This is a genomic window from Vibrio sp. Vb0888 (assembly GCF_033338835.1).
GTDB lineage: Bacteria > Pseudomonadota > Gammaproteobacteria > Enterobacterales > Vibrionaceae > Vibrio > Vibrio alginolyticus.
The window spans coordinates 99,534-119,980 of the sequence record NZ_JAWOTL010000008.1 but is presented as its reverse complement, the minus strand read 5'-3'; the positions used below and the strand labels follow the sequence as shown (position 1 = coordinate 119,980).

The following is a 20,447-nucleotide window of genomic DNA, read 5'->3' as shown; positions in this document are numbered from 1 at the left end:
GATTGGCGTCATGTCTTGTCCGGCTTTCTTTACTGATTCGACCAAGCATCGATCCTGTTATTTTTGTCAAAAGCAACCGATTGGTGATCGCGTAGACAGAATGATAGTTCATTCCTCGGAAATTGCTGCTGAGATTGGTATTACTACGCGCTGGAATTAATTGTTGTAGAAAGGAATCAAAATGCCAAATCTCGTTTTAGAGTATTCAAACTCGGTGGAAGAACGCGTCAATGTTCAGGGGTTGCTGGAGGATTTACATAAAACGGCGTTAGAAAGTGGCCTCTTTGAACTCGCGTCAGTGAAATCTAGAACGCTCCGGTGCCACAATTGGTTAATAGGAGAGGAGGGTGATAGCCTCGACTTTATCCATATCAACTTTGATTTGTTATCTGGTCGCTCCCAAGAACAAAAGCGAGAACTGTCACGAGCCTTGATGGCGACACTTCAAGAGCAAGCCAGTCACGTGCACAGTTTAACAGTCAATATCCGAGACATAGATATAGATAGCTTCCAAAAGGTCGTGAACTAGGTTGCGCTGAATTGCCCGAGAATAGCGAGGGGTTATTGCTACGAATTCTCAGCCTGGCTCTGCTTATTGTAAGGTCGTTGTGGGCACCCAAGCTATCGGTGTCCTTTCCAAACTATATCGACTCGGCTAATCTATAACCTTTCTACTTTGGGGTAAAATTTGATGTCGACTAAAGAGTTACTGTTTTCTTTTCAAGGACGTATAAACCGTAAAACCTACTGGATTTGGAACGTCATTTACTATGTGTCCATTCTAGGCTTTGGTGCCGGTATCAGCCAACTGCTTCCTACTCTCTCCTATGTGCTTCTTCCTATTTTCTTGGTGGTTCTGTTGATCCCTGATTTGGCGATCACCACCAAGCGTTGGCACGACCGCAACAAATCGATCTATTGGCTAGCACTGAATATTCCGCTGATTATCGGACGAATTGCCACGCCAATGACCAGCCCTGCCGCGCAAGAGCCGTCGACCCCACAGATGTTCGTCGCTTCCATTTCTCTGATTTGTGGTTTATGGATTCTAATTGAATGTGGTCTCTTAAAGGGGACATCAGGACCAAACCAATATGGCCCTGAGCCGGAGTAATTGCCTCAAGTATCGTGCGTGCTGAAAGTAGATTCTTAGTCTCGCTAAGGCTCGCTAGAATGACGATCCTTTTTGGTTTGGAGGCTGTTAAAGTCATCATCATTCTGAACAGCGAGGGACGAGTGTGATTCAGAATCTATCGTCCGCTTGAGCAGTGTTTAAGCTGAGTGGGAAAGAATAGGAGCTTGCTGTTACTAGATTCTTAGTCTCGCTGAGGCTCGCTAGAATGACGGACTCTTTTGATTTAGAGGCTCTTAAAGCCACTGTCATTCTGAACAGCGAGGAATGAGTGTGATTCAGAATCTATCGTCCGCTTGAGCCCTGGTTAAGCTGTGTGTGAAAGAGTAGGAGTTTGCTGTTACCAGATCCTTAGTCTCGCTAAGGCTCGCTAGAATGACGAACTCTTTTGATTTAGAGGCTGTTAAAGCCACCATCATTCTGAACAACGAGGCACGAGTGTGAATCAGAATCTATCGTCCGGTTGAGCAGTGGCTAAGGTGAGTGCGAAAGAATAGGTGCTTGTTGTTACCAGATTCTTAGCCTTGCTAAGGTTCGCTAGAATGACGATCCTTTTTGGTTTGGAGGCTGTTAAAGTCATCGTTATTCTGAACAGAGAGGTGCGAGTGTGGTTCAGAATCTATCATCCGATTGTACGGTGGTTTAGGTGAACGGGAAAGAATAGGAGCTTGCTGTTACGAGATTTTTAGTCTCGCTAAGGCTCGCTAGAATGACGAGCTCTTTTTATTTAGAGGCTCTTAAAGTCATCGTCATTCTGAACAACGAGGAACGAGGTGGTTCAGAATCTATTATCCGATTGTGCGGTGGTTTAGGTGAGCGGGAGAGAATAGGAGCTTGCTGTTACCAGATTCTTAGTCTCGCTGCGGCTCGCTAGAATGACGGACTCTTTTGATTTAGAGGCTGTTAAACTCACCGTCATTCTGAACTGCGAGGAATGAGCGTGGTCCAGAATCTATCGTCCGGTTGAGCAGTGGTTAAGCTGAGCGGGAAAGAATAGGAGCTTGCTGTTACGAGATTTTTAGTCTCGCTAAGGCTCGCTAGAATGACGATCCTTTTTGGTTTGGAGGCTGTTAAAGTCATCATCATTCTGAACAGCGAGGGACGAGTGTGATTCAGAATCTAGGCGCAGAGTGCTCTGAGATTGAAATAAACTGCCTGAGCTTGCGAATTACAACGGAAAAGTAACAGCGAATAATGAAGGAGAATGAATCATCGATAAGACACCTTGCGTTTATATCCTAACGTCAAATAACAACGCCGTTCTCTACATAGGTGTTACCAGTCAGCTGCCCCAAAGAATATGGCAACATAAAAATGGAGTAGTGGAAGGATTTACTAAGAAATACAACGTTCATAAGCTCGTTTGCTTTGAGCTATTCGACGATATGGCTACGGCTATAAACCGAGAAAAGCAGCTCAAGCAGTGGAAGCGTGAGTGGAAGTTAGCCTTGGTAAGAGAAACGAACCCTAACTTTCTCGATCTATCTACTGAGTATCAGTAAAAATCATCCCTATCTTTAAACGCATTTAAGCTAACCACATCCGCTTTTTGTGTCGGTGTCGCTTCCCCTTCTAGCGCTGCTTTGAACTTTACGACCTGTTTTTGCAACTCGTTCATCAATACCACATTGGTGTGATGAGGGTTTTTACACGTGCTGATGACTCTATCAATGTGGCTTTGTTGAGCCCACAATCTTTCTTTCATATCTTCTGATGCGCTTTCGATCATCTCTTTCGCCATCTCATGACGAAATTGCTCAAAAGCTTCTGGGTCTCGCTCTGCCATTTGAACCATTTCATCGAATGGAGGAAGCGTTTGGGATGGGATATGACGTAGAGTAGACATCGATGCTCTCCAAATCCTTATGGAAATTGCCTTTAGTTACTAAAAGCCTATACCACTAGAAAGAGGAGAGAGGATGAATTCTTCAGCCGTCTCACTTATAAGAGAAGCTTTCAAGCTTGAGATTGAATAAGTGCGGCATGTCGATGCTTGGTTGTGGTGGTTACTGCAGTTGTTGGATGCGGTAAACGCAGCGTCTTTGGCCACTAATGATGTGTTCGGTACGCTCTACTTTGGTGTCACGTCCAAGTAAAGACTGAAAGACACTTAATTCTGATTGGCACAAGCTTGGGCAGCGAGTTGCGGCTTTACAAATCGGACAGTGATTTTCGATCAAGATGAATCCGTTCTCATCTTTCTCGAGCTCTGCCATATAGCCTTCTTGCTCTCTTAATGTGACGAGTGTTTCTAGTTTGCTTTGCAGAGAGTCGCATTGCTCAAGATGCTGACGATAACTTTGTAACGTGAGTTTTTCCCTTTCTGATGTGACTTTTTCCAGTCCATCTTTGCCAAAGATATGTTCGACAGCTTCTATAAACTGAATAGTCAACTCACCGTGACGGTCAGCAAATTGCTCATGACCTTTTTGAGTGAGAGACCAATGACGAGCAGGGCGACCGACTTTTACTTTTACGTCATGGATAGAAAGAATGCCATCATCTTCTAAACTTTGCAGGTGCTGACGAGCCCCCATGGTTGTCATCCCTAGCTCAGAAGAGAGTTGTTTTGCAGTGACGGAGCCATCACGCTTAACGATTTGCAATATCCTATCTACGGTCTTCATATACCCACCATTTATACGTCAGTACATATTATGCGCGATAGGGTTAGTAAAGAAAAGTGTTGACTTAATTTGAGTGTGGATTTGTAGGCGCTATGTTCATATGAGTCAATATATGTCGTCATTCTGAACAGCGAGGAACGAGGTGATTCAGAATCTATCGTCCGGTTGAGCAGTGGTTAAGGTGACCAGGAAAGAATAGCAGTCTGCTGTTACCAGATTCTTAGTCTCGCTGGATCTCGCTAGAATGACGAGTTCTTTTGATTTAGAGCTTATTAAAGTCTCCGTCATTCTGAACGGCGAGGGACTAGGTGATTCAGAATCTACTGTCCGGCTGTGCGGAAAGAAAGGCTCAAACTCAGATTGAGCTAGAGCCTCGGGAAATGCTTAAAGAATAATATCGCGTACTTCTGGATCTTTACGATCTAGGTAGTGAGTCGACTTAATGCGACGAATAGTACGGCATCGACCTCGCACGAGCAGCGTTTCTGTGGTCGCTATATTGCCTTGACGAGAGATACCTTCCAGCAAGTCACCTTTAGTGATGCCTGTAGCTGAAAATACCACATTGTCGCTACGAGCCATGTCTTCCATTTTGAGGACAACATTCGCTTTTACGCCCATTTCATCGCAGCGTTTTAGTTCATCTGCGCCGTAAATGCGGTTTTCTTCAGTATCGCCTTTTACTTCGTGACGAGGAAGCAGGCGACCGTGCATATCACCGTCTAGCGCTCGAATTACCGCCGCTGATACTACCCCTTCTGGCGCGCCACCAATACAGTACATCATGTCCACTTCACTGTCTGGCATACAAGTCAGAATAGAGGCAGCCACGTCACCATCAGGCACCGCAAAGACACGCACGCCCATTGCTTGCATTTCTGCAATAACGTTATCGTGGCGAGGTTTCGCAAGGGTAATAACGACTAGGGTATCAAGTGGCTTGTTCAGGGCTTTTGCTACGTTCTCTAGGTTTTCTTTTAACGGCTTTTCTAAGTCAATTACGCCTTTTGCACCAGGGCCAACAACCAGTTTTTCCATGTACATATCTGGCGCTTTAAGAAAGCTGCCTTTCTCACCTGCGGCAAGTACGGCTAGTGCGTTCGATTGTCCCATTGCCGTCATACGCGTTCCTTCAATCGGGTCGACTGCAATATCTACTTCATCACCACCCATACCCACTTGCTCACCAATGTACAGCATTGGCGCATCATCGATTTCACCCTCACCAATGACAATTTCACCACTGATATCTGTTTTGTTCAGTAGCGTGCGCATAACTTCAACAGCTGCGCCATCGGCTGCGTTTTTATCGCCACGGCCAAGCCATTTGTAACCAGCCAGAGCTGCACCTTCAGTCACACGGGAAAATGCCATTGCTAAATCGCGTTTCATGATGTCTCCAAGTAAGCAAGAGGGAAGAAGAATTTGCGCGGCGATTCTATCACAAGGTCGAGTAAACGTTTGCCTTTTTGCGAGGCTTTTACTTTATCTAACTTGAATTTGATCAATACTTAGGGCGATTTTCAGCGTAGCGAGACGCAAAATCCTTGCTCAAAAATGCTTCGGCGACAAGAAAAGTCAGCGTTTAGTGAGATTGCGCTGATTTTTTGACCGAATGATGCAAAATATCGAATATAGTGAGTGTTTCTCATCGCGACGCTGAGTAGAATGAACCTTATATAGGTTAGGTGTGCATCAATCTCGCACATCGTCCCAACGGAATAACATAGGTAGGCCAAGATGTCTTTTGAAGTACTAGAACAACTAGAATCTAAAATTCAAACTGCAGTTGACACAATCACTCTTCTTCAGATGGAAGTCGAAGAGCTGAAAGAAGATAAAGCTAAACTTGCGGAAGAAGCGAACGAGCTTCGCTCTCAACGTGAAGAGCTAGAGCAAAAAGCACAACAAGCACAGCAAGAGCACGCACAATGGCAAGAGCGCATTCGTGCACTACTTGGCAAAATGGACGAAGTGGAATAATTCGGCTTCTTCATTCCAAATTAAAAACACCCGCGTTAAGCGGGTGTTTGTGTTTTAGGGAAGTAGAAAATGTTAAGACAAGGCTAGGCGCTAAGAGCCAAGAGAAGACCCTATAACTTAGACACCTAAGACTCGCTATGCTTCTTCATCCAACTCTAAATCAATATTCAATGGTTCAGGCGACAGGATAATTCCGGTGCTATCAGCATAAATATAATCTTCAGGTAAGAAGCTGACGCCGCCAAAGTTGACTGGTACATCCAATTCGCCAATCCCCTGACTGGTCGCTCCAACAGGAATAGAAGCGAGGGCTTGAATGCCTAAGTTCATATCTTCAAGTTCATCTACTTCACGAACACAGCCGTAAACGACAATGCCTTCCCACTCGTTTTCTTCCGCAATGGTTGCGATTTCTGCATCGATAAGGGCTTTACGTAGGGAACCGCCACCGTCAATTAACAAAACGCGACCAAGTCCATCTTGCTCTAATGTCTCGCGGATCAACGAATTATCTTCAAAACACTTGATGGTGGTGATTTGCCCGGCAAATGAAGCGCGACCGCCAAAGTTACTGAACATTGGTTCAACCACATCTACCTGATCGAGGTAGATATCACAGAGTGCTGAGGTATTGTATTCCATAGCGTACCTTTCTAAACAGAAATTGGTTGTCTTTGAGTATATCTAGGCATTAAGTCAATGCAATGACAATCCTTTTTTAACTTACTAGAGTTTGAGCTACCACAATTGTTGCAAACAAAACGTTGGTGACTAAAGAGCATTTCACGATGACTGGCATCATTGGTGCTATCTGAGCGGGCTTTTGTGTATGCCAAACCGCTTTACCATGATCGGCCACGAAATAAATACTAAGTAAAAATGGCAAGCTAATCCAAACGGGTTTGTCTTGAATTAACAAGTAAGCCGCAAAGGCAAGAATAGCACCGCCAAGTAAAACAAAGTGGTAATGCTTGGCTTTGCGTTGACCCAATCGCACTGCGACTGTGCGTTTACCACACTCTCGGTCGTTCTCGATATCACGCATATTGTTGATGTTGAGTACTGCAACGGCGAGTAAACCGCAGCCTAGAGCAGGTAAGAATAGCGTGGTATCTACGTGACCAGTATGCAAGAAATAAGTACCGGATACGCCGAGTAAACCAAAAAACAAGAAAACTGAAATATCGCCAAGCCCCACGTAACCGTATGGTTTGCTACCCATGGTATAAGCAATGGCTGCGAGAATGGCCAGAATTCCCAGCCCGATAAAAGTGACAATGCTTTCCAGTGAACTTAGTGAATAGAAAACCAACACCAAGCCTGAAATGGCGGTCAGAGCGATGTTAAAGATAATCGCCTGTTTCATCTGTTTCGCACTTACCGCGCCTGACTGCATCGCTCGTAATGGGCCGAGGCGTTTGTCGTTATCTGTACCTTGAACGGCATCGCCATAGTCGTTTGCCAGGTTGGACAGAATTTGCAGCAATGTCGCGGTTACGAAAGCCATGATGGCAATCGTCAGTGAGAAATGACCCGCCGAGTACGCGAGCACGCTACCTGTTAAGATAGAGACCAATGCCAGAGGTAATGTTTTTGGACGAGCGGCTTCAAGCCAGATCTGTAGAGATTGTTTCATGGAAATTTCGTGCTAGTAACCAATGTGCCCAGTATAAGCACAAAGAGGCAGATACGCTATTGACCTAAAACAACTCAGCTAGAAGTCAAAGGGTTATTCAGAATCTATCGTCCGATTGTGCGGTGGTGAAGGTGAGTGGGAAAGAATAGGCGTCTGCTGTTAGCAGATTCTTAGTCTCGCTGGATCTCGCTAGAATGACGAGAGCTTTTGGTCTAGATGTTGTCTAAGTCACCGTCATTCTGAACAGCCAGGAACGAGGTGATTCAGAATCTATCGTCCCAATAGTGCCGTGGTTAAGGTGAGTGGGAAGGAATAGGAGCTTGCTGTTAGCTGAGTCTTAGTCTCGCTTGAGCTCGCTAAAATGACGAGGTCTTTTGATTTAGATGTTTTCAAAGTCACCGTCATTCTGAACAGCGAGGAACGAGGTGATTCAGAATCGATCATCCGATTGTGCGGTGGTGAAGGGGAGTGGGAAAGAATAGGCGTCCGCTGTTACCAGATTCTTAGTCTCGCTTGAGCTCGCTAGAATGACGAGCTCTTTTGATTTAGATTTTGTCTAAGTCACCGTCATTCTGAACAGCGAGGAACGAGTGTGATTCAGAATCTATCGTCCGATTGTGCGGTGGTGAAGGCGAGTGGGAAAGAAAGGCGTTTGCTGTTAGCAGATTCTTAGTCTCGCTTAAGCTCGCTAGAATGACGAGAGCTTTTGATTTAGATGTTGTCAAAGTCACCGCCATTCTAAACAAAAAGCCCAGAAACAAGGTTCTGGGCTTTGGTGGGATAGATTGCGGTTAAAGAATAAAGCGGCTTAGATCTTCATCTTCAATCGTGTCGCCTAGGCGCGCTTTCACATAAGCGGAATCAATAACGAATTTAGCGCCAGATTGCTCCGCTGCGTCGTAAGAGATTTCATCCATCAAGCGTTCCATTACGGTGTGTAAGCGACGAGCACCGATGTTTTCTGTGCTTTCGTTGACCGTCCATGCCGCTTCCGCGATTTGCGTGATGCCGTCTTCTGTGAATTCGATGTCCACATCTTCCGTTTTCATCAACGCAACGTACTGCTCTGTTAGAGAGGCTTTTGGTTCTGTCAGAATGCGTTTGAAGTCGTTGCTGCTTAGTGCTTCTAGCTCAACACGAATTGGTAGACGACCTTGCAATTCTGGGATCAAGTCAGATGGTTTTGCCACTTGGAATGCACCAGATGCAACAAACAGAATGTGGTCTGTTTTTACCATGCCGTGCTTGGTTGATACCGTGCTGCCTTCAATCAATGGAAGTAGGTCGCGCTGAACACCTTCGCGTGAAACGTCTGGGCCTGAGCTCTCGCCACGTTTACAGATCTTGTCGATCTCATCGATAAATACGATGCCGTTGTTTTCAACGTTGAAAATCGCTGCTTCTTTCAGCTCTTCTTGGTTAACCAGTTTCGCCGCTTCTTCTTCCGCTAACGCTTTCATTGCGTCTTTGATTTTCAGCTTACGTTTTTTCTTGGTGTCGCCAGCTAGGTTTTGGAACATGCCTTGCAGCTGGTTAGTCATCTCTTCCATACCAGGAGGCGCCATGATCTCTACGCCCATTTGTGGTGCGGCTACGTCGATTTCAATTTCTTTATCGTCTAGTTGGCCTTCACGCAGTTTCTTACGGAAGATCTGGCGAGTGTGAGAAGACTCTTCTGTTTGCTCTGCTTGACCCCAGCTATCACGTGCTGGTGGCAGTAGCGCATCAAGAATGCGTTCTTCCGCTTGTTCTTCTGCGCGGAATTTCACTTTTTCCATCGCTTGTTGATGCGTCATTTTCACAGCGACATCTGTTAGGTCACGGATGATGGTTTCAACTTCTTTACCAACGTAACCCACTTCGGTGAATTTTGTCGCTTCAACTTTGATGAAAGGGGCATTTGCCAGTTTTGCGAGGCGTCGTGCGATTTCAGTCTTACCAACACCAGTAGGACCAATCATCAAGATGTTTTTTGGCGTCACTTCGGCACGCAAGCTTTCTTCAAGCTGCATGCGGCGCCAGCGGTTACGAAGTGCAATCGCAACCGAACGCTTGGCTTTTTCTTGACCGATAATGTGGCGGTTCAATTCATGAACGATTTCGCGAGGCGTCATTTCAGACATATTCTTTCCTTACTTCGTTACGATTACGCGGTTGGTTTTTCAGGCTCTGCTGTTGAGTCTAGCTCTTCTACCGTGTGGTGATGGTTAGTGAAGACACAAATATCACCCGCGATATTGAGAGCTTTTTCCGCGATCTCACGGGCATCTAGATCTGTGTTTTCTAGTAGGGCGGTTGCGGCAGCTTGTGCGTAAGCACCACCAGAGCCAATCGCAATCAGGTCGTGTTCTGGCTGTACGACATCACCATTACCGGTAATGATTAACGATGCGGTTTCGTCGGCAACGGCAAGTAAGGCTTCGAGCTTGCGCAAAGCACGATCGCTACGCCAGTCTTTGGCTAGCTCAACTGCCGCTTTGGTTAGGTGACCTTGGTGCATTTGCAGTTTGCTTTCGAAGCGCTCAAAAAGGGTGAAGGCATCCGCAGTACCGCCGGCAAAGCCCGCTAGTACTTGGTTGTTGTATAGGCGGCGAACTTTGCGCGCATTACCTTTCATTACGGTATTGCCTAGAGATACTTGGCCATCACCCGCGATGACGACTTTATTATTTCGACGTACAGATACAATGGTAGTCACAGTCGACCTCTTGATTATTTCTCTTTGGATTTAATTCAGTATATGGGGGAGGAGAAATGGGGATTCAAGGGGGCAAAAAGAAAGGCCCTAGGATCTTAGCTCCTAGGGCCTGAGTTTAAAGATTTTCTTTCCAAATCGCACACGGCTCGATTTTCGCGCGTTGCAGTTTATGACGGTCACGTTCTGCATCACGTTTGAACTTATACGGACCTAGCACCACGCGATACCATGAACTGCCTTCTTTCTTACGAATCTTGCTCGACATCCCTTGGAACGCGATTGCAAGCTTACGCTCTTCGGCTTGTGCCTGGGTTTTGTACGCGCCACACTGCATGATGTAAGGAATTTTAGAAACTTCAATTTCTTTAGCCACAACTTCAACTTCACGTTTCGGTAGTGACTCAACATATTCCCATTTTTCTTCTGGTGGTGGCGGCAAGTCTTTTTTCGGCTTTGGTTTGCTTACAGTGGTTGTTGGCTGCTTCACGACTGGTTGTTTAGGTTCTGGGTCGCTACTCAAAAGGTAAAGACCATAGCCAAAACCGCCCACGAGCAAGATAGCGAGCAGGCCACTGCGCCAAGGTTTTTTTCTTCTCGGCGGCTGTTTTTTTGTCGACTTTTTTGGGGCGCCTCGCCCCCGTCTTACATAATCTCTATTTGCCACGGTTATTTCTGGTCATCAAGGATTCTTGCAAATATGTTAATCCAGAACGAGTTGAGAAAACACCCTATTGATAGAATCTTGATAGCTAAAGCGCGACAACGCCCGAGTGTAGGAGTGTGTTTCTGTTCTCGCTTATATTTATTCGGGGATATACAAAAAGCAGGAGGGGTAAATAAAAAAGCGGCGCCTTAGCACCGCTTTGGGGATGAATACCTAATCTTTAGGTTAAGGGCGCTGTGGTGGCGCTGCACTTCCACGAATGACGAGATTAGTTTCAAGCAGACGCGAGCCTGAATGCACGTCGTGGCCTTTTAACATCTCGAGCATCATTAGCATCGCTTGTCGACCAATCTCATAGCGAGGTTGAGAGATGGTGGTCAACGGTGGATCGCAGTACTGAGCGAAGTTAATGTCATCAAAGCCCACAACAGAGAGATCTTGCGGTACTCGTAAGCCAAGCTTTTTCGCTTCTTGAATTGCGCCGATGGCCATTGTGTCACAGTGACAGAAAATAGCCGTTGGTGGTTCTGGCAATTCGAGCAGTTTACGAACGGCTTTTGCTCCGCCATCAAAAGAGAACTCAGTAATGACACTATATTGTGGATCTTTATTGATGCCGGCACGGCGCAGGGCTTGTTGGTAGCCTTGCTGGCGGAACTGACACAATATTGCTGTATCTGGTCCAGAGATTTGAGCAATGCGTTTATGACCTAATTGGGTCAGGTAATTCACCGCTTCAAATGCTGAGGTCAGGTTATCAATATGTACTGTCGGAAGCTCGAGCTCTGGCGCAAATTCACACGCCATTACCATCGGAGGTAAGTTCTTTTGCTCTGGCTTACTGACATCGAATGGTAGATCTGTACCAAGCAGTAGCATTCCATCTGCCTGCTTAGTAAATACGAGGTTAACGAAAGAGCTTTCGCGTTTCTTCTGTTGTCCGCTATCACCCAACAGGACTAGATAGCCATGTTCCATGGCTGCATCTTCAATACCGCGAATAATTTCAGAAAAATAAGGATCACAGATGTCGGGAACGATAGTAACAATGGTTTTTGATTCGTTTCTACGTAAGTTACGCGCTAATGAGTTTGGAGAATAACCCGCTTCAAGTACGGCATCTTCTACTCTCTTTCTTGTAGAAGAAGAGACTTTCTCTGGATTCATTAAGGCTCGAGATACCGTAGCCGTAGACACTCCCGCAAGCTGGGCAACATCCTTCATTGTCGCCATAGTTTTTAACCTCTCATTTATTTTTTGCCAAGATGACGTTATTCCGGTTTGAAATCAGAGTAATCAAACCGAGTTAGAGCTGTATTTGCTCTTCGCTCAGTTCGTGTTAACGAGTGGGAAAATGGATTCTTCACCGCGATATCAATTTGTGGGAATAGTCATTGTTTTAATCTAAGCCTGTGCAAACAAGTCACTTTAGACTTTTCTAATTTGGATAGTCTATTCATTTCTAAAGTGAAAGTTACGGTCTGTTTAACAAAAATTGTAATCTTGGTGTGATTCTGGTCACATTAAATGGTAATTCATTACATAGTTAAACGTTTGCTAGCTGAGATCTTGTGGTTCTATGTCTAAATTCCAGCGCACTTTCTTAGCATTTGGCAACAACTCAATAGCAGGTTTGGCACTGGTTAATAACTTTTGCATCAATGAACGATGCTGAGTTTGCAGTAATAGTTGCCAACGGTATTTACCAGCCCGCTTGGCCAAAGGTGAAGGAGTAGGGCCTAACACCATGCAGGAATCATCGAACAGAGGGTGTGACTCTAACGTAAAGCGAACCTGACGCAGGAAGTCTTCAACTACCTCACTTTGGTTCGCCTCTGCTTTAAACAGAGTCAAGAAACTATAAGGCGGAAGCTGAGCCAGTTTGCGTTCTTCCAGAGCAGTCATAGCAAAGTGGCGATAGTCTTTTTCAAGTAGGGCCTGCAGCAAGCTGTGCTCAGGATGGTGGGTTTGTAGGATAACCTCGCCAGGTTTACTTGCGCGGCCGGCACGACCTGCGACTTGAATAAACAACTGCGCTAGTCGCTCGGAAGCGCGGAAGTCACTACTATAGAGAGAGCCATCAACATCCAAAAGAGCAACGAGCGTTACATTTGGAAAATGGTGCCCCTTAGCCAGCATTTGGGTGCCAATCAGAATTTGATGTTCACCTTTACGAATCGATTCAAGGGCATCTTCCAAACTACCTTTGCGGCGTGTGCTGTCTCTGTCGATGCGAATGGCGTTGTATTCTGGAAATAACTGAGCCAATTGTTGTTCGAGTTGTTCCGTTCCTACGCCGACGGTAACCAGTTGAGTTGAACCACACCCCTGACACTGATGAATTACCGGTTGTTGTGAGCCGCAGTGATGGCAGCGTATTTCGTTGCTGTAATGGTGGAACGTGTAGTACGCATCACAGCGTTTACATTCTGCAATCCAACCGCATTCATGGCACATCAAAGCGGGCGAAAAGCCTCGGCGGTTAAGAAACAACATTACTTGATTGCCAGCTTTTAAATGCTTGCGCATCTCGGCAATCAGTTGGGCAGATAAGCCACTTTCTAAATACTGACCTTTTACATCTAACACTTTATTGGTGGTTGGCACGGCAGAGCCAGCTCGTTGGGTTAGTGTTAAATGGTGATACTTGCCTGACAAGGCATTGTGCAATGTCTCCAGTGCAGGTGTGGCTGAGCCCAGAACAATCGGAACTTGTTCTTTATGAGCGCGCATTACAGCAACATCGCGTGCATGATAACGCAAGCTATCTTGCTGTTTGTAAGAGGTGTCATGTTCCTCGTCCACAATGATAATCCCGAGATCAGCAAAAGGCGCGAGTAGGGCAGAGCGTGTGCCGATAATGATTCCGGCCGCTTTGTCGCGTGCAGAAAGCCACGCATTCAGACGCTCCGTCTCGTTTAACCCGGAGTGGATGACGTCAACTGGCACATTAAAACGGCGTTTAAAGCGGTTGATGGTTTGGGGCGTTAAGCCAATCTCTGGTACTAAAACCAAGGCTTGTTTCCCTTGCTCTAAAACTGGCTTGATAAGGTTGAGGTACACTTCTGTCTTACCTGAGCCCGTGACGCCTTCTAATAAATAGGAGGCAAAACCTGTTTGGCTATTTACACTCGCAATAGCCAGCGCTTGTTCGTGGTTGAGCTTTGGCTTCTCGACGTCGCATTCAACGTGCTGTCCCCACTGGGTGATTACAGGCTTCTTCTCGATACGTTCAATCCAGCCTTTCTCTTCTAAAGACTTTAGTACTGTTGAGGCTATCTCTTGGTCGACAAATTCCTGGTGAGGCAAAGCGCCGTTAACCAACATTTGCAAGACCTTCTGTTGTTTGACCGCTCGACGATCAAGCCCTTGCATCAGCTTGTCTTTACCGGATTCGGTAATTTGCCACTCTTGTAGCGTCGCAAAATCTGCAGGCTTTCCTTTACGTAGAGCTGCTGGCATCGCATTGTGTAGCGTATCTCCAAGTGGGTATTGGTAGAACTGGCTGCACCAAGTCAGCAACGAATAAAGCTTTTCAGACCATATCGGCTGAGAATCAAGAACTGCTTTGATTGGCTTGAGTTGATCTTTGGGAAAGTCCGAGTGATTAACCATTGCGGTGACGATGCCGACTAAGGTTTGGCGTCCAAAAGGCACGGAAACGCGTCCACCAATGATCGGAAACAGGTGCCCCGGAATGGCGTAATCAAATTGTTTGTCGAGCGGAACGGGTAATGCCACTCTAGCAATGGTTGGACGCATAAATTCTTAGCTATTAAAAAGAGGGAAAGGAAATGAGAGTCTATTAAAATCGGTATGGAAATTCGAGTAAAGCTATGTGATTCAGCGTGAATCGTGCCTCTATGATTAGTCTGGCTAAAAAAGTGGCGAAAAAGTTGCCAAATGTGTTGATCCGAGCAATGTGATTCTTTACTATATCGCGCCTTGAGATATGGCTTCGGCAATTAGTTGATGCGGTATCCCATTTTATTATTAATTGCGTGTGGTGTGCGGCTTAGATTCGTATAGCGACACGGCCTACTATTGAGGTTATCCCATGAAAGCTGGTATCCACCCAGAATACAAAGCAGTAAAAGCTACTTGTTCTTGCGGCAACTCTTTTGAGTTCAACTCTACTCTAGGTAAAGAGTCTATCCACCTAGACGTATGTGACAAGTGTCACCCATTCTACACTGGTAAGCAACGTATCGTTGATACAGGCGGCCGTGTTGATCGCTTCAACAAGCGTTTCGGTGCACTATCAAGCGGTAAGAAATAATAGCAGCCGCTATTACGATTACAGTTTAGAAAAGGACGCTTCGGCGTCCTTTTTGTTTTAATGGCTACCAAGCGAAGAGGAATGTATGGGGTTTGGAATATTCCCGATTATTTTTCACTCAGCGCTTGCAACCTAAAGTGTGATCTGTATAATGCAGCGCACTGGTTAAGCCAGTTGTGAACCAATGAGCAGTGAGGAGCGAGCAAATCTAAGGATTTGCGAGGTAATGTATACTCAGCTTATGTTCGCGGTTAATACAATTAGCTATCTTTTCTTCGGAAAAACTATCCTCAAAGGTGACTTTGGCATATAGGGATAGTTAATCGAAAATTAACTGACAATGCGTCCTAATCTTGGATGCTACGGTTTCACATAAATCAATCGGCATTCTCTCGTCTTGACGAGTTTGAGTGGCGATATTGTTTGTGTAATTTATTAAATTTGGAGCTCTGTCTCATGCAGAACCAACGTATCCGTATCCGCCTAAAAGCTTTCGATTACAAACTAATCGATGCTTCTACAGCGGAAATCGTTGAAACAGCTAAGCGCACTGGCGCACAGGTTCGTGGTCCAATCCCACTGCCAACTCGTAAAGAGCGTTTCACAGTTCTTATCTCTCCACACGTTAACAAGAAAGCACGTGACCAGTACGAAATCCGTACTCACAAGCGTCTAATCGACATCGTTGAGCCAACAGACAAGACTGTTGATGCTCTAATGCGTCTAGACCTTGCTGCGGGCGTTGACGTTCAAATTAGCCTAGGTTAAGGGAGATTAGAAGTATGATTGGTCTAATCGGTCGTAAAGTGGGCATGACCCGCGTATTTACTGAAGAAGGCGTTTCTATCCCAGTAACAGTTGTTGAGGTTGAAGCTAACCGTGTTTCTCAAGTGAAAACTCTTGAAACTGACGGCTACGCAGCAATCCAGGTTACAGCTGGTTCTAAGAAAGCTAACCGTGTAAACAAAGCTGAAGCAGGTCACTTTGCTAAAGCTGGCGTTGAAGCTGGTCGCGGTCTTTGGGAATTCCGTTTAGAAAACGGCGAAGAGTTCGAAGTTGGTTCAGAACTAACTGTTGAACTATTCAACGAAACTAAGAAAGTAGACGTTACTGGTACATCTAAGGGTAAAGGTTTCCAAGGCGCTGTTAAGCGTTGGAACTTCCGTACTCAAGATATGACTCACGGTAACTCATTGTCTCACCGTGCTCCTGGTTCTATCGGTCAATGTCAGACTCCAGGTCGCGTATTTAAAGGCAAGAAAATGGCAGGTCACATGGGTGCTGAGCGTGTAACGACTCAAAACCTAGAGATCGTACGTGTTGACGCTGAGCGCAACCTGCTTCTTATTAAAGGTGCAGTCCCAGGCGCAACTGGCGGCAACGTGATCGTTAAACCAGCTGTTAAAGCATAACGTCTCAGGAGTAAGTAATGGAACTAATGGTTAAAGGTGCCGATGCACTAACTGTTTCCGAAACTACTTTCGGACGTGAGTTTAACGAAGCTCTTGTACACCAAGTAGTTGTTGCGTACGCAGCAGGTGCTCGTCAAGGTACTCGTGCTCAAAAAACACGTTCAGAAGTTTCTGGCGGTGGCGCTAAGCCATGGCGTCAAAAAGGTACTGGCCGTGCGCGTGCTGGTACAATCCGTAGCCCAATCTGGCGTACAGGTGGTGTTACTTTTGCTGCGAAACCACAAGATCACAGCCAAAAAGTAAACAAAAAAATGTACCGTGGTGCTATGAAGAGCATTCTTTCTGAGCTTGTTCGTCAAGAGCGTCTAATCGTTGTTGATAACTTCTCAGTTGAAGCACCAAAGACTAAAGAGCTAGTTGCTAAGCTTAAAGAGCTTGAGCTAACTGACGCTCTAATCGTGACTAGCGAAGTAGATGAGAATCTATTCCTAGCTGCTCGTAACCTATACAAAGTTGACGCACGTGATGTTGCTGGTATCGATCCAGTATCTCTAATCGCGTTTGACAAAGTTGTAATGACTGCAGAAGCAGTTAAGCAAGTAGAGGAAATGCTAGCATGATCACTGAAGAGCGTATCCTAAAAGTTCTACGTGCACCGCACATCTCTGAAAAAGCAACTATGGCAGCTGAGAAAGCGAACACTATCGTTTTCAAAGTAGCTAAAGATGCAACTAAAAAAGAGATCAAAGCAGCTGTAGAAAAGCTATTTGAAGTTGAAGTTAAGTCTGTAAATACTCTTATCACTAAGGGTAAGACCAAACGTCAAGGTCTACGCCAAGGTCGCCGCAGCGACGTTAAGAAAGCGTACGTTACTTTGAAAGAAGGTCAAGATCTTGACTTCGTTGGCGGCGCGGAATAACAGGAGTAGTTAAAAATGGCTATTGTTAAATGTAAGCCGACTTCCCCTGGTCGTCGTCACGTTGTTAAAGTTGTTAACGCTGACCTACACAAGGGCAAGCCATACGCACCTCTTCTAGAGAAAAACTCTAAGAACGGTGGTCGTAACAACAAGGGTCGTATCACAGTACGTCACATCGGCGGTGGTCACAAGCACCACTACCGTGTAGTTGACTTCAAACGTACTAAAGATGGTATTCCAGCGACAGTTGAGCGTCTTGAATACGATCCAAACCGTAGCGCAAACATTGCTCTAGTTCTTTACAAAGACGGTGAGCGTCGCTACATCCTAGCACCTAAAGGTGTTGTAGCTGGTGATGTTATTCAGTCTGGTGTTGATGCACCAATCAAAGCTGGTAACACTCTACCAATGCGTAATATCCCAGTAGGTTCAACAGTACATAACGTTGAACTTAAGCCTGGTAAAGGTGGTCAGCTAGCTCGTTCGGCTGGTGCTTACGCTCAAATCGTTGCTCGCGACGGTGCGTACGTAACTATCCGTCTACGTTCTGGCGAGATGCGCAAAGTTCTTTCTGAAGGCCGTGCAACAATCGGTGAAGTTGGTAACTCTGAGCACATGCTACGTGAACTTGGTAAAGCAGGTGCATCACGTCATCGCGGTATCCGTCCAACGGTTCGTGGTGTTGTAATGAACCCGATTGACCACCCACATGGTGGTGGTGAAGGCCGTACTTCTGGTGGTCGTCACCCAGTATCTCCTTGGGGTATGCCTACTAAAGGCTTCAAGACTCGTAAGAACAAACGCACTGACAAGTACATCGTACGTCGTCGTAACAAGTAATCTATATAAAGAGGAATCGCCATGCCACGTTCTCTCAAGAAAGGTCCTTTTATTGACCTACACTTGCTGAAGAAGGTAGAGAAAGCGGTGGAAAGCGGAGACAAAAAGCCTATTAAGACTTGGTCCCGTCGTTCAATGATCATCCCTACGATGATCGGTTTGACCATCGCTGTCCATAATGGTCGTCAGCACGTACCAGTATTTGTAACTGATGAAATGATCGGTCACAAACTGGGTGAATTCGCACCAACACGCACTTACCGCGGTCACGCTGCGGATAAGAAAGCTAAGAAGCGCTAAGGAGTAGATAATGGAAGCAATTGCTAAACATAACTTTGCTCGCATTTCGCCTCAGAAAGCTCGCTTAGTTGCGGATCTAATCCGTGGTAAATCTGTTGACCAAGCTCTAGAAATCCTAACGTTCAGCAACAAAAAAGCTGCTGCACTAGTTAAGAAAGTTCTAGAGTCTGCTATCGCTAACGCGGAGCACAACGAAGGTGCAGATATTGACGATCTGAATGTCGCAAAAATCTTTGTAGATGAAGGCCCAACCATGAAGCGTATTATGCCTCGTGCTAAAGGTCGTGCGGATCGTATCTTGAAGCGTTCAAGCCACATCACTGTTGTTGTAGCAGATCGCTAGAGACTAGGAGAGTAAGCAATGGGTCAAAAAGTACATCCAAATGGTATTCGTCTAGGCATCGTTAAGCCTTGGAATGCTACATGGTTTGCTAACACCAAAGATTTCGCTGACAACCTAGACGGCGACTTCAAGGTACGTCAGTTCCTTACAAGTGAACTGAAAAAAGCGTCTCTATCACGTATCGTTATCGAGCGTCCTGCTAAGAGCATCCGTGTGACTATTCACACTGCTCGTCCAGGCGTTGTTATCGGTAAGAAAGGTGAAGACGTTGAGAAGCTACGCGCAGCTGTAGCTAAAATTGCAGGTGTACCAGCGCAAATTAACATCGCTGAAGTACGTAAGCCTGAACTAGATGCGCAACTTGTTGGTGACAGCATCGCGTCTCAGCTAGAGCGTCGTGTTATGTTCCGTCGTGCTATGAAGCGCGCAGTACAAAACGCAATGCGCCTAGGCGCTAAAGGTATCAAAGTGGAAGTAAGCGGTCGTCTAGGCGGCGCTGAAATCGCACGTTCAGAGTGGTACCGTGAAGGCCGTGTGCCTCTACACACTCTACGTGCTGACATTGATTACGCAACTTCTTCGGCTCACACTCAATACGGTGTGATCGGCATTAAAACTTGGATCTTCAAAGGTGAAATCCTAGGTGGTATGCCAGCAGCTAACGCTGTAGAGCCTAAAGGCGACAAGCCTAAGAAGCAGCGTAAAGGCCGTAAGTAAGGAGTCGACAGATGCTACAACCTAAACGTACTAAGTTCCGTAAGGTTCAGACTGGTCGTAACCGTGGTCTAGCTAAAGGTACTGATGTAAGCTTCGGCGAATTCGGTCTTAAAGCTGTTGGCCGTGGTCGTCTAACTGCTCGTCAAATCGAAGCGGCACGTCGTGCAATGACACGTCACGTTAAGCGTCAAGGTAAAATCTGGATCCGTGTGTTCCCAGACAAACCAATCACAGAAAAACCACTTGAAGTTCGTCAAGGTAAGGGTAAAGGTAACGTTGAGTACTGGGTAGCCCAAATCCAACCTGGTAAGGTTATGTACGAAATGGGTGGTGTACCTGAAGAATTGGCACGTGAAGCGTTCCGTCTTGCGGCACGTAAACTGCCTTTCAAAACTACATTTGTAACTAAGCAGGTGATGTGATGAAAGCACAAGATCTACGCGAGAAAAGCGTTGAAGAGCTTAACGCTGAGCTAATGAATTTGCTACGCGAACAGTTCAACTTGCGCATGCAAGCTGCGACTGGTCAACTACAGCAAACTCATACTCTGAAAGCTGTACGCCGTGATATCGCACGTGTGAAAACTGTTTTGACTGAGAAGGCAGGCGCATAATGAGCGAAGTAAAACGTACTCAACAAGGTCGTGTTGTTAGCGACAAGATGGACAAGTCTATCACTGTTGCTATCGAACGTTTCGTAAAACACCCAATCTACGGTAAATACGTAAAACGTACGACTAAAGTACACGCACATGACGAGAACAACGAGTGTGGCCTAGGCGACACAGTTGAAATCGCAGAGTGTCGTCCACTGTCTAAGACTAAGTCTTGGACTTTGGTAAAAGTTCTAGAAAAGGCGAAGATTTAATCTCGTTAATTCTATGAAACTAAAGCGGCT

26 protein-coding genes are annotated in these 20,447 nt (G+C 45.8%); 16 read left to right on the top strand and 10 right to left on the bottom strand.

Annotated features, from left to right (window positions below):
- Nucleotides 1-181 precede the first annotated feature (181 nt).
- The 3 genes from R7P72_RS13500 (at nucleotide 182) to R7P72_RS13490 (ending at nucleotide 2,634) form a co-directional block, all read left to right on the top strand.
- Nucleotides 182-529, top strand: a complete 348-nt coding sequence (locus R7P72_RS13500) for a 5-carboxymethyl-2-hydroxymuconate Delta-isomerase (RefSeq protein WP_005379524.1) — start codon at nucleotides 182-184, stop codon at nucleotides 527-529.
- 162 nt (nucleotides 530-691) lie between these two features.
- Nucleotides 692-1,114 (top strand): DUF805 domain-containing protein, encoded by a 423-nt coding sequence (locus tag R7P72_RS13495; protein WP_005379526.1) that lies wholly within the window; start codon nucleotides 692-694, stop codon nucleotides 1,112-1,114.
- A gap of 1,226 nt (nucleotides 1,115-2,340) precedes the next feature.
- Nucleotides 2,341-2,634 (top strand): GIY-YIG nuclease family protein, encoded by a 294-nt coding sequence (locus R7P72_RS13490; RefSeq protein ID WP_049872675.1) that lies wholly within the window; start codon nucleotides 2,341-2,343, stop codon nucleotides 2,632-2,634.
- On the opposite strand, the gene R7P72_RS13485 is transcribed toward R7P72_RS13490, so the two are convergent.
- The 3 genes from R7P72_RS13485 to glpX all read right to left on the bottom strand — a co-directional run bounded on the left by R7P72_RS13485 (nucleotide 2,628) and on the right by glpX (nucleotide 5,151).
- Nucleotides 2,628-2,978 carry a DUF3135 domain-containing protein gene (locus tag R7P72_RS13485; RefSeq protein WP_005379531.1) on the bottom strand — a complete coding sequence of 117 codons (351 nt, stop codon included), beginning with the start codon at nucleotides 2,976-2,978 and terminating at the stop codon, nucleotides 2,628-2,630. The genes R7P72_RS13490 and R7P72_RS13485 overlap by 7 nt on opposite strands.
- A gap of 160 nt (nucleotides 2,979-3,138) precedes the next feature.
- Nucleotides 3,139-3,759 (bottom strand): helix-turn-helix transcriptional regulator, encoded by a 621-nt coding sequence (locus tag R7P72_RS13480; RefSeq protein WP_005379532.1) that lies wholly within the window; start codon nucleotides 3,757-3,759, stop codon nucleotides 3,139-3,141.
- A 384-nt stretch (nucleotides 3,760-4,143) separates the two neighbouring features.
- Entirely contained in the window at nucleotides 4,144-5,151 is a 1,008-nt protein-coding gene (gene glpX / locus R7P72_RS13475; RefSeq protein WP_005379534.1) for a class II fructose-bisphosphatase, read from the bottom strand.
- A gap of 348 nt (nucleotides 5,152-5,499) precedes the next feature.
- On the opposite strand from glpX, the gene zapB reads away from it, so the two are divergent.
- On the top strand, nucleotides 5,500-5,742 hold the full coding sequence (gene zapB / locus R7P72_RS13470) for a cell division protein ZapB (RefSeq protein WP_005379536.1): 243 nt from the start codon (nucleotides 5,500-5,502) through the stop codon (nucleotides 5,740-5,742).
- 135 nt (nucleotides 5,743-5,877) lie between these two features.
- Here the strand turns inward: zapB and rraA are convergent, their stop codons facing one another.
- The 7 genes from rraA to priA all read right to left on the bottom strand — a co-directional run bounded on the left by rraA (nucleotide 5,878) and on the right by priA (nucleotide 14,502).
- Nucleotides 5,878-6,384, bottom strand: coding sequence for a ribonuclease E activity regulator RraA (rraA, locus tag R7P72_RS13465; protein ID WP_005379537.1), 507 nt, complete (start codon nucleotides 6,382-6,384; stop codon nucleotides 5,878-5,880).
- A 76-nt stretch (nucleotides 6,385-6,460) separates the two neighbouring features.
- Nucleotides 6,461-7,378, bottom strand: a complete 918-nt coding sequence (locus R7P72_RS13460) for a 1,4-dihydroxy-2-naphthoate polyprenyltransferase (RefSeq protein ID WP_005379538.1) — start codon at nucleotides 7,376-7,378, stop codon at nucleotides 6,461-6,463.
- A 791-nt stretch (nucleotides 7,379-8,169) separates the two neighbouring features.
- Entirely contained in the window at nucleotides 8,170-9,501 is a 1,332-nt protein-coding gene (gene hslU, locus R7P72_RS13455; RefSeq protein WP_025768349.1) for an HslU--HslV peptidase ATPase subunit, read from the bottom strand.
- 23 nt (nucleotides 9,502-9,524) lie between these two features.
- Nucleotides 9,525-10,076 (bottom strand): ATP-dependent protease subunit HslV, encoded by a 552-nt coding sequence (gene hslV, locus R7P72_RS13450; protein WP_005379541.1) that lies wholly within the window; start codon nucleotides 10,074-10,076, stop codon nucleotides 9,525-9,527.
- Nucleotides 10,077-10,191: 115 nt separating this feature from the next.
- A complete protein-coding gene (gene ftsN / locus R7P72_RS13445) occupies nucleotides 10,192-10,740 on the bottom strand; it encodes a cell division protein FtsN (RefSeq protein WP_017820300.1) in 549 nt (182 codons plus the stop codon).
- Nucleotides 10,741-10,965: 225 nt separating this feature from the next.
- A complete protein-coding gene (gene cytR, locus R7P72_RS13440) occupies nucleotides 10,966-11,994 on the bottom strand; it encodes a DNA-binding transcriptional regulator CytR (RefSeq protein WP_254901949.1) in 1,029 nt (342 codons plus the stop codon).
- 303 nt (nucleotides 11,995-12,297) lie between these two features.
- Nucleotides 12,298-14,502: a primosomal protein N' gene (priA, locus tag R7P72_RS13435; RefSeq protein WP_182015973.1), complete on the bottom strand. Its 2,205-nt coding sequence runs from the start codon at nucleotides 14,500-14,502 to the stop codon at nucleotides 12,298-12,300.
- Between the two features lie 295 nt (nucleotides 14,503-14,797).
- On the opposite strand from priA, the gene rpmE reads away from it, so the two are divergent.
- The 12 genes from rpmE (at nucleotide 14,798) to rpsQ (ending at nucleotide 20,417) form a co-directional block, all read left to right on the top strand.
- Complete coding sequence (rpmE, locus tag R7P72_RS13430) at nucleotides 14,798-15,019, top strand: 50S ribosomal protein L31 (RefSeq protein ID WP_005379546.1); 222 nt, start codon at nucleotides 14,798-14,800, stop codon at nucleotides 15,017-15,019.
- A gap of 456 nt (nucleotides 15,020-15,475) precedes the next feature.
- Entirely contained in the window at nucleotides 15,476-15,787 is a 312-nt protein-coding gene (gene rpsJ / locus R7P72_RS13425) for a 30S ribosomal protein S10 (RefSeq protein ID WP_004410492.1), read from the top strand.
- A gap of 14 nt (nucleotides 15,788-15,801) precedes the next feature.
- On the top strand, nucleotides 15,802-16,431 hold the full coding sequence (gene rplC / locus R7P72_RS13420) for a 50S ribosomal protein L3 (protein WP_005379555.1): 630 nt from the start codon (nucleotides 15,802-15,804) through the stop codon (nucleotides 16,429-16,431).
- A 17-nt stretch (nucleotides 16,432-16,448) separates the two neighbouring features.
- Nucleotides 16,449-17,051 (top strand): 50S ribosomal protein L4, encoded by a 603-nt coding sequence (gene rplD / locus R7P72_RS13415; RefSeq protein ID WP_005379556.1) that lies wholly within the window; start codon nucleotides 16,449-16,451, stop codon nucleotides 17,049-17,051.
- The gene (gene rplW, locus R7P72_RS13410; protein WP_004398471.1) at nucleotides 17,048-17,350 is read left to right on the top strand and encodes a 50S ribosomal protein L23; all 303 of its coding nucleotides are present in this window, start codon (nucleotides 17,048-17,050) and stop codon (nucleotides 17,348-17,350) included. The genes rplD and rplW overlap by 4 nt, the downstream gene beginning before the upstream one ends.
- 15 nt (nucleotides 17,351-17,365) lie before the next feature.
- Nucleotides 17,366-18,190 (top strand): 50S ribosomal protein L2, encoded by an 825-nt coding sequence (gene rplB, locus R7P72_RS13405; RefSeq protein ID WP_005383168.1) that lies wholly within the window; start codon nucleotides 17,366-17,368, stop codon nucleotides 18,188-18,190.
- Nucleotides 18,191-18,211: 21 nt separating this feature from the next.
- On the top strand, nucleotides 18,212-18,490 hold the full coding sequence (gene rpsS, locus R7P72_RS13400; RefSeq protein ID WP_004394525.1) for a 30S ribosomal protein S19: 279 nt from the start codon (nucleotides 18,212-18,214) through the stop codon (nucleotides 18,488-18,490).
- A gap of 10 nt (nucleotides 18,491-18,500) precedes the next feature.
- Nucleotides 18,501-18,833: a 50S ribosomal protein L22 gene (rplV, locus tag R7P72_RS13395; RefSeq protein ID WP_005383164.1), complete on the top strand. Its 333-nt coding sequence runs from the start codon at nucleotides 18,501-18,503 to the stop codon at nucleotides 18,831-18,833.
- 18 nt (nucleotides 18,834-18,851) lie between these two features.
- The gene (gene rpsC / locus R7P72_RS13390) at nucleotides 18,852-19,550 is read left to right on the top strand and encodes a 30S ribosomal protein S3 (protein WP_005383161.1); all 699 of its coding nucleotides are present in this window, start codon (nucleotides 18,852-18,854) and stop codon (nucleotides 19,548-19,550) included.
- 11 nt (nucleotides 19,551-19,561) lie between these two features.
- The gene (rplP, locus tag R7P72_RS13385) at nucleotides 19,562-19,972 is read left to right on the top strand and encodes a 50S ribosomal protein L16 (protein WP_005379577.1); all 411 of its coding nucleotides are present in this window, start codon (nucleotides 19,562-19,564) and stop codon (nucleotides 19,970-19,972) included.
- Nucleotides 19,972-20,163, top strand: coding sequence for a 50S ribosomal protein L29 (gene rpmC / locus R7P72_RS13380; protein ID WP_005379576.1), 192 nt, complete (start codon nucleotides 19,972-19,974; stop codon nucleotides 20,161-20,163). The genes rplP and rpmC overlap by 1 nt, the downstream gene beginning before the upstream one ends.
- Nucleotides 20,163-20,417: a 30S ribosomal protein S17 gene (gene rpsQ / locus R7P72_RS13375; RefSeq protein ID WP_005379575.1), complete on the top strand. Its 255-nt coding sequence runs from the start codon at nucleotides 20,163-20,165 to the stop codon at nucleotides 20,415-20,417. Before rpmC ends, rpsQ begins: the two co-directional genes overlap by 1 nt.
- The last annotated feature ends 30 nt before the right edge of the window (nucleotides 20,418-20,447 follow it).

What these genes read in the sequence shown, in the direction of transcription:
- R7P72_RS13500 (WP_005379524.1), top strand. Translation starts at nt 182, where the DNA reads ATGCCAAATCTCGTTTTAGAGTATTCAAACTCGGTGGAAGAACGCGTC.
- R7P72_RS13495 (WP_005379526.1), top strand. Translation starts at nt 692, where the DNA reads ATGTCGACTAAAGAGTTACTGTTTTCTTTTCAAGGACGTATAAACCGT.
- R7P72_RS13485 (WP_005379531.1), bottom strand. Translation starts at nt 2,978, where the DNA reads ATGTCTACTCTACGTCATATCCCATCCCAAACGCTTCCTCCATTCGAT.
- R7P72_RS13480 (WP_005379532.1), bottom strand. Translation starts at nt 3,759, where the DNA reads ATGAAGACCGTAGATAGGATATTGCAAATCGTTAAGCGTGATGGCTCC.
- glpX (WP_005379534.1), bottom strand. Translation starts at nt 5,151, where the DNA reads ATGAAACGCGATTTAGCAATGGCATTTTCCCGTGTGACTGAAGGTGCA.
- zapB (WP_005379536.1), top strand. Translation starts at nt 5,500, where the DNA reads ATGTCTTTTGAAGTACTAGAACAACTAGAATCTAAAATTCAAACTGCA.
- rraA (WP_005379537.1), bottom strand. Translation starts at nt 6,384, where the DNA reads ATGGAATACAATACCTCAGCACTCTGTGATATCTACCTCGATCAGGTA.
- R7P72_RS13460 (WP_005379538.1), bottom strand. Translation starts at nt 7,378, where the DNA reads ATGAAACAATCTCTACAGATCTGGCTTGAAGCCGCTCGTCCAAAAACA.
- hslU (WP_025768349.1), bottom strand. Translation starts at nt 9,501, where the DNA reads ATGTCTGAAATGACGCCTCGCGAAATCGTTCATGAATTGAACCGCCAC.
- priA (WP_182015973.1), bottom strand. Translation starts at nt 14,502, where the DNA reads ATGCGTCCAACCATTGCTAGAGTGGCATTACCCGTTCCGCTCGACAAA.
- rpmE (WP_005379546.1), top strand. Translation starts at nt 14,798, where the DNA reads ATGAAAGCTGGTATCCACCCAGAATACAAAGCAGTAAAAGCTACTTGT.
- rpsJ (WP_004410492.1), top strand. Translation starts at nt 15,476, where the DNA reads ATGCAGAACCAACGTATCCGTATCCGCCTAAAAGCTTTCGATTACAAA.
- rplC (WP_005379555.1), top strand. Translation starts at nt 15,802, where the DNA reads ATGATTGGTCTAATCGGTCGTAAAGTGGGCATGACCCGCGTATTTACT.
- rplD (WP_005379556.1), top strand. Translation starts at nt 16,449, where the DNA reads ATGGAACTAATGGTTAAAGGTGCCGATGCACTAACTGTTTCCGAAACT.
- rplW (WP_004398471.1), top strand. Translation starts at nt 17,048, where the DNA reads ATGATCACTGAAGAGCGTATCCTAAAAGTTCTACGTGCACCGCACATC.
- rplB (WP_005383168.1), top strand. Translation starts at nt 17,366, where the DNA reads ATGGCTATTGTTAAATGTAAGCCGACTTCCCCTGGTCGTCGTCACGTT.
- rpsS (WP_004394525.1), top strand. Translation starts at nt 18,212, where the DNA reads ATGCCACGTTCTCTCAAGAAAGGTCCTTTTATTGACCTACACTTGCTG.
- rplV (WP_005383164.1), top strand. Translation starts at nt 18,501, where the DNA reads ATGGAAGCAATTGCTAAACATAACTTTGCTCGCATTTCGCCTCAGAAA.
- rpsC (WP_005383161.1), top strand. Translation starts at nt 18,852, where the DNA reads ATGGGTCAAAAAGTACATCCAAATGGTATTCGTCTAGGCATCGTTAAG.
- rplP (WP_005379577.1), top strand. Translation starts at nt 19,562, where the DNA reads ATGCTACAACCTAAACGTACTAAGTTCCGTAAGGTTCAGACTGGTCGT.
- rpmC (WP_005379576.1), top strand. Translation starts at nt 19,972, where the DNA reads ATGAAAGCACAAGATCTACGCGAGAAAAGCGTTGAAGAGCTTAACGCT.
- rpsQ (WP_005379575.1), top strand. Translation starts at nt 20,163, where the DNA reads ATGAGCGAAGTAAAACGTACTCAACAAGGTCGTGTTGTTAGCGACAAG.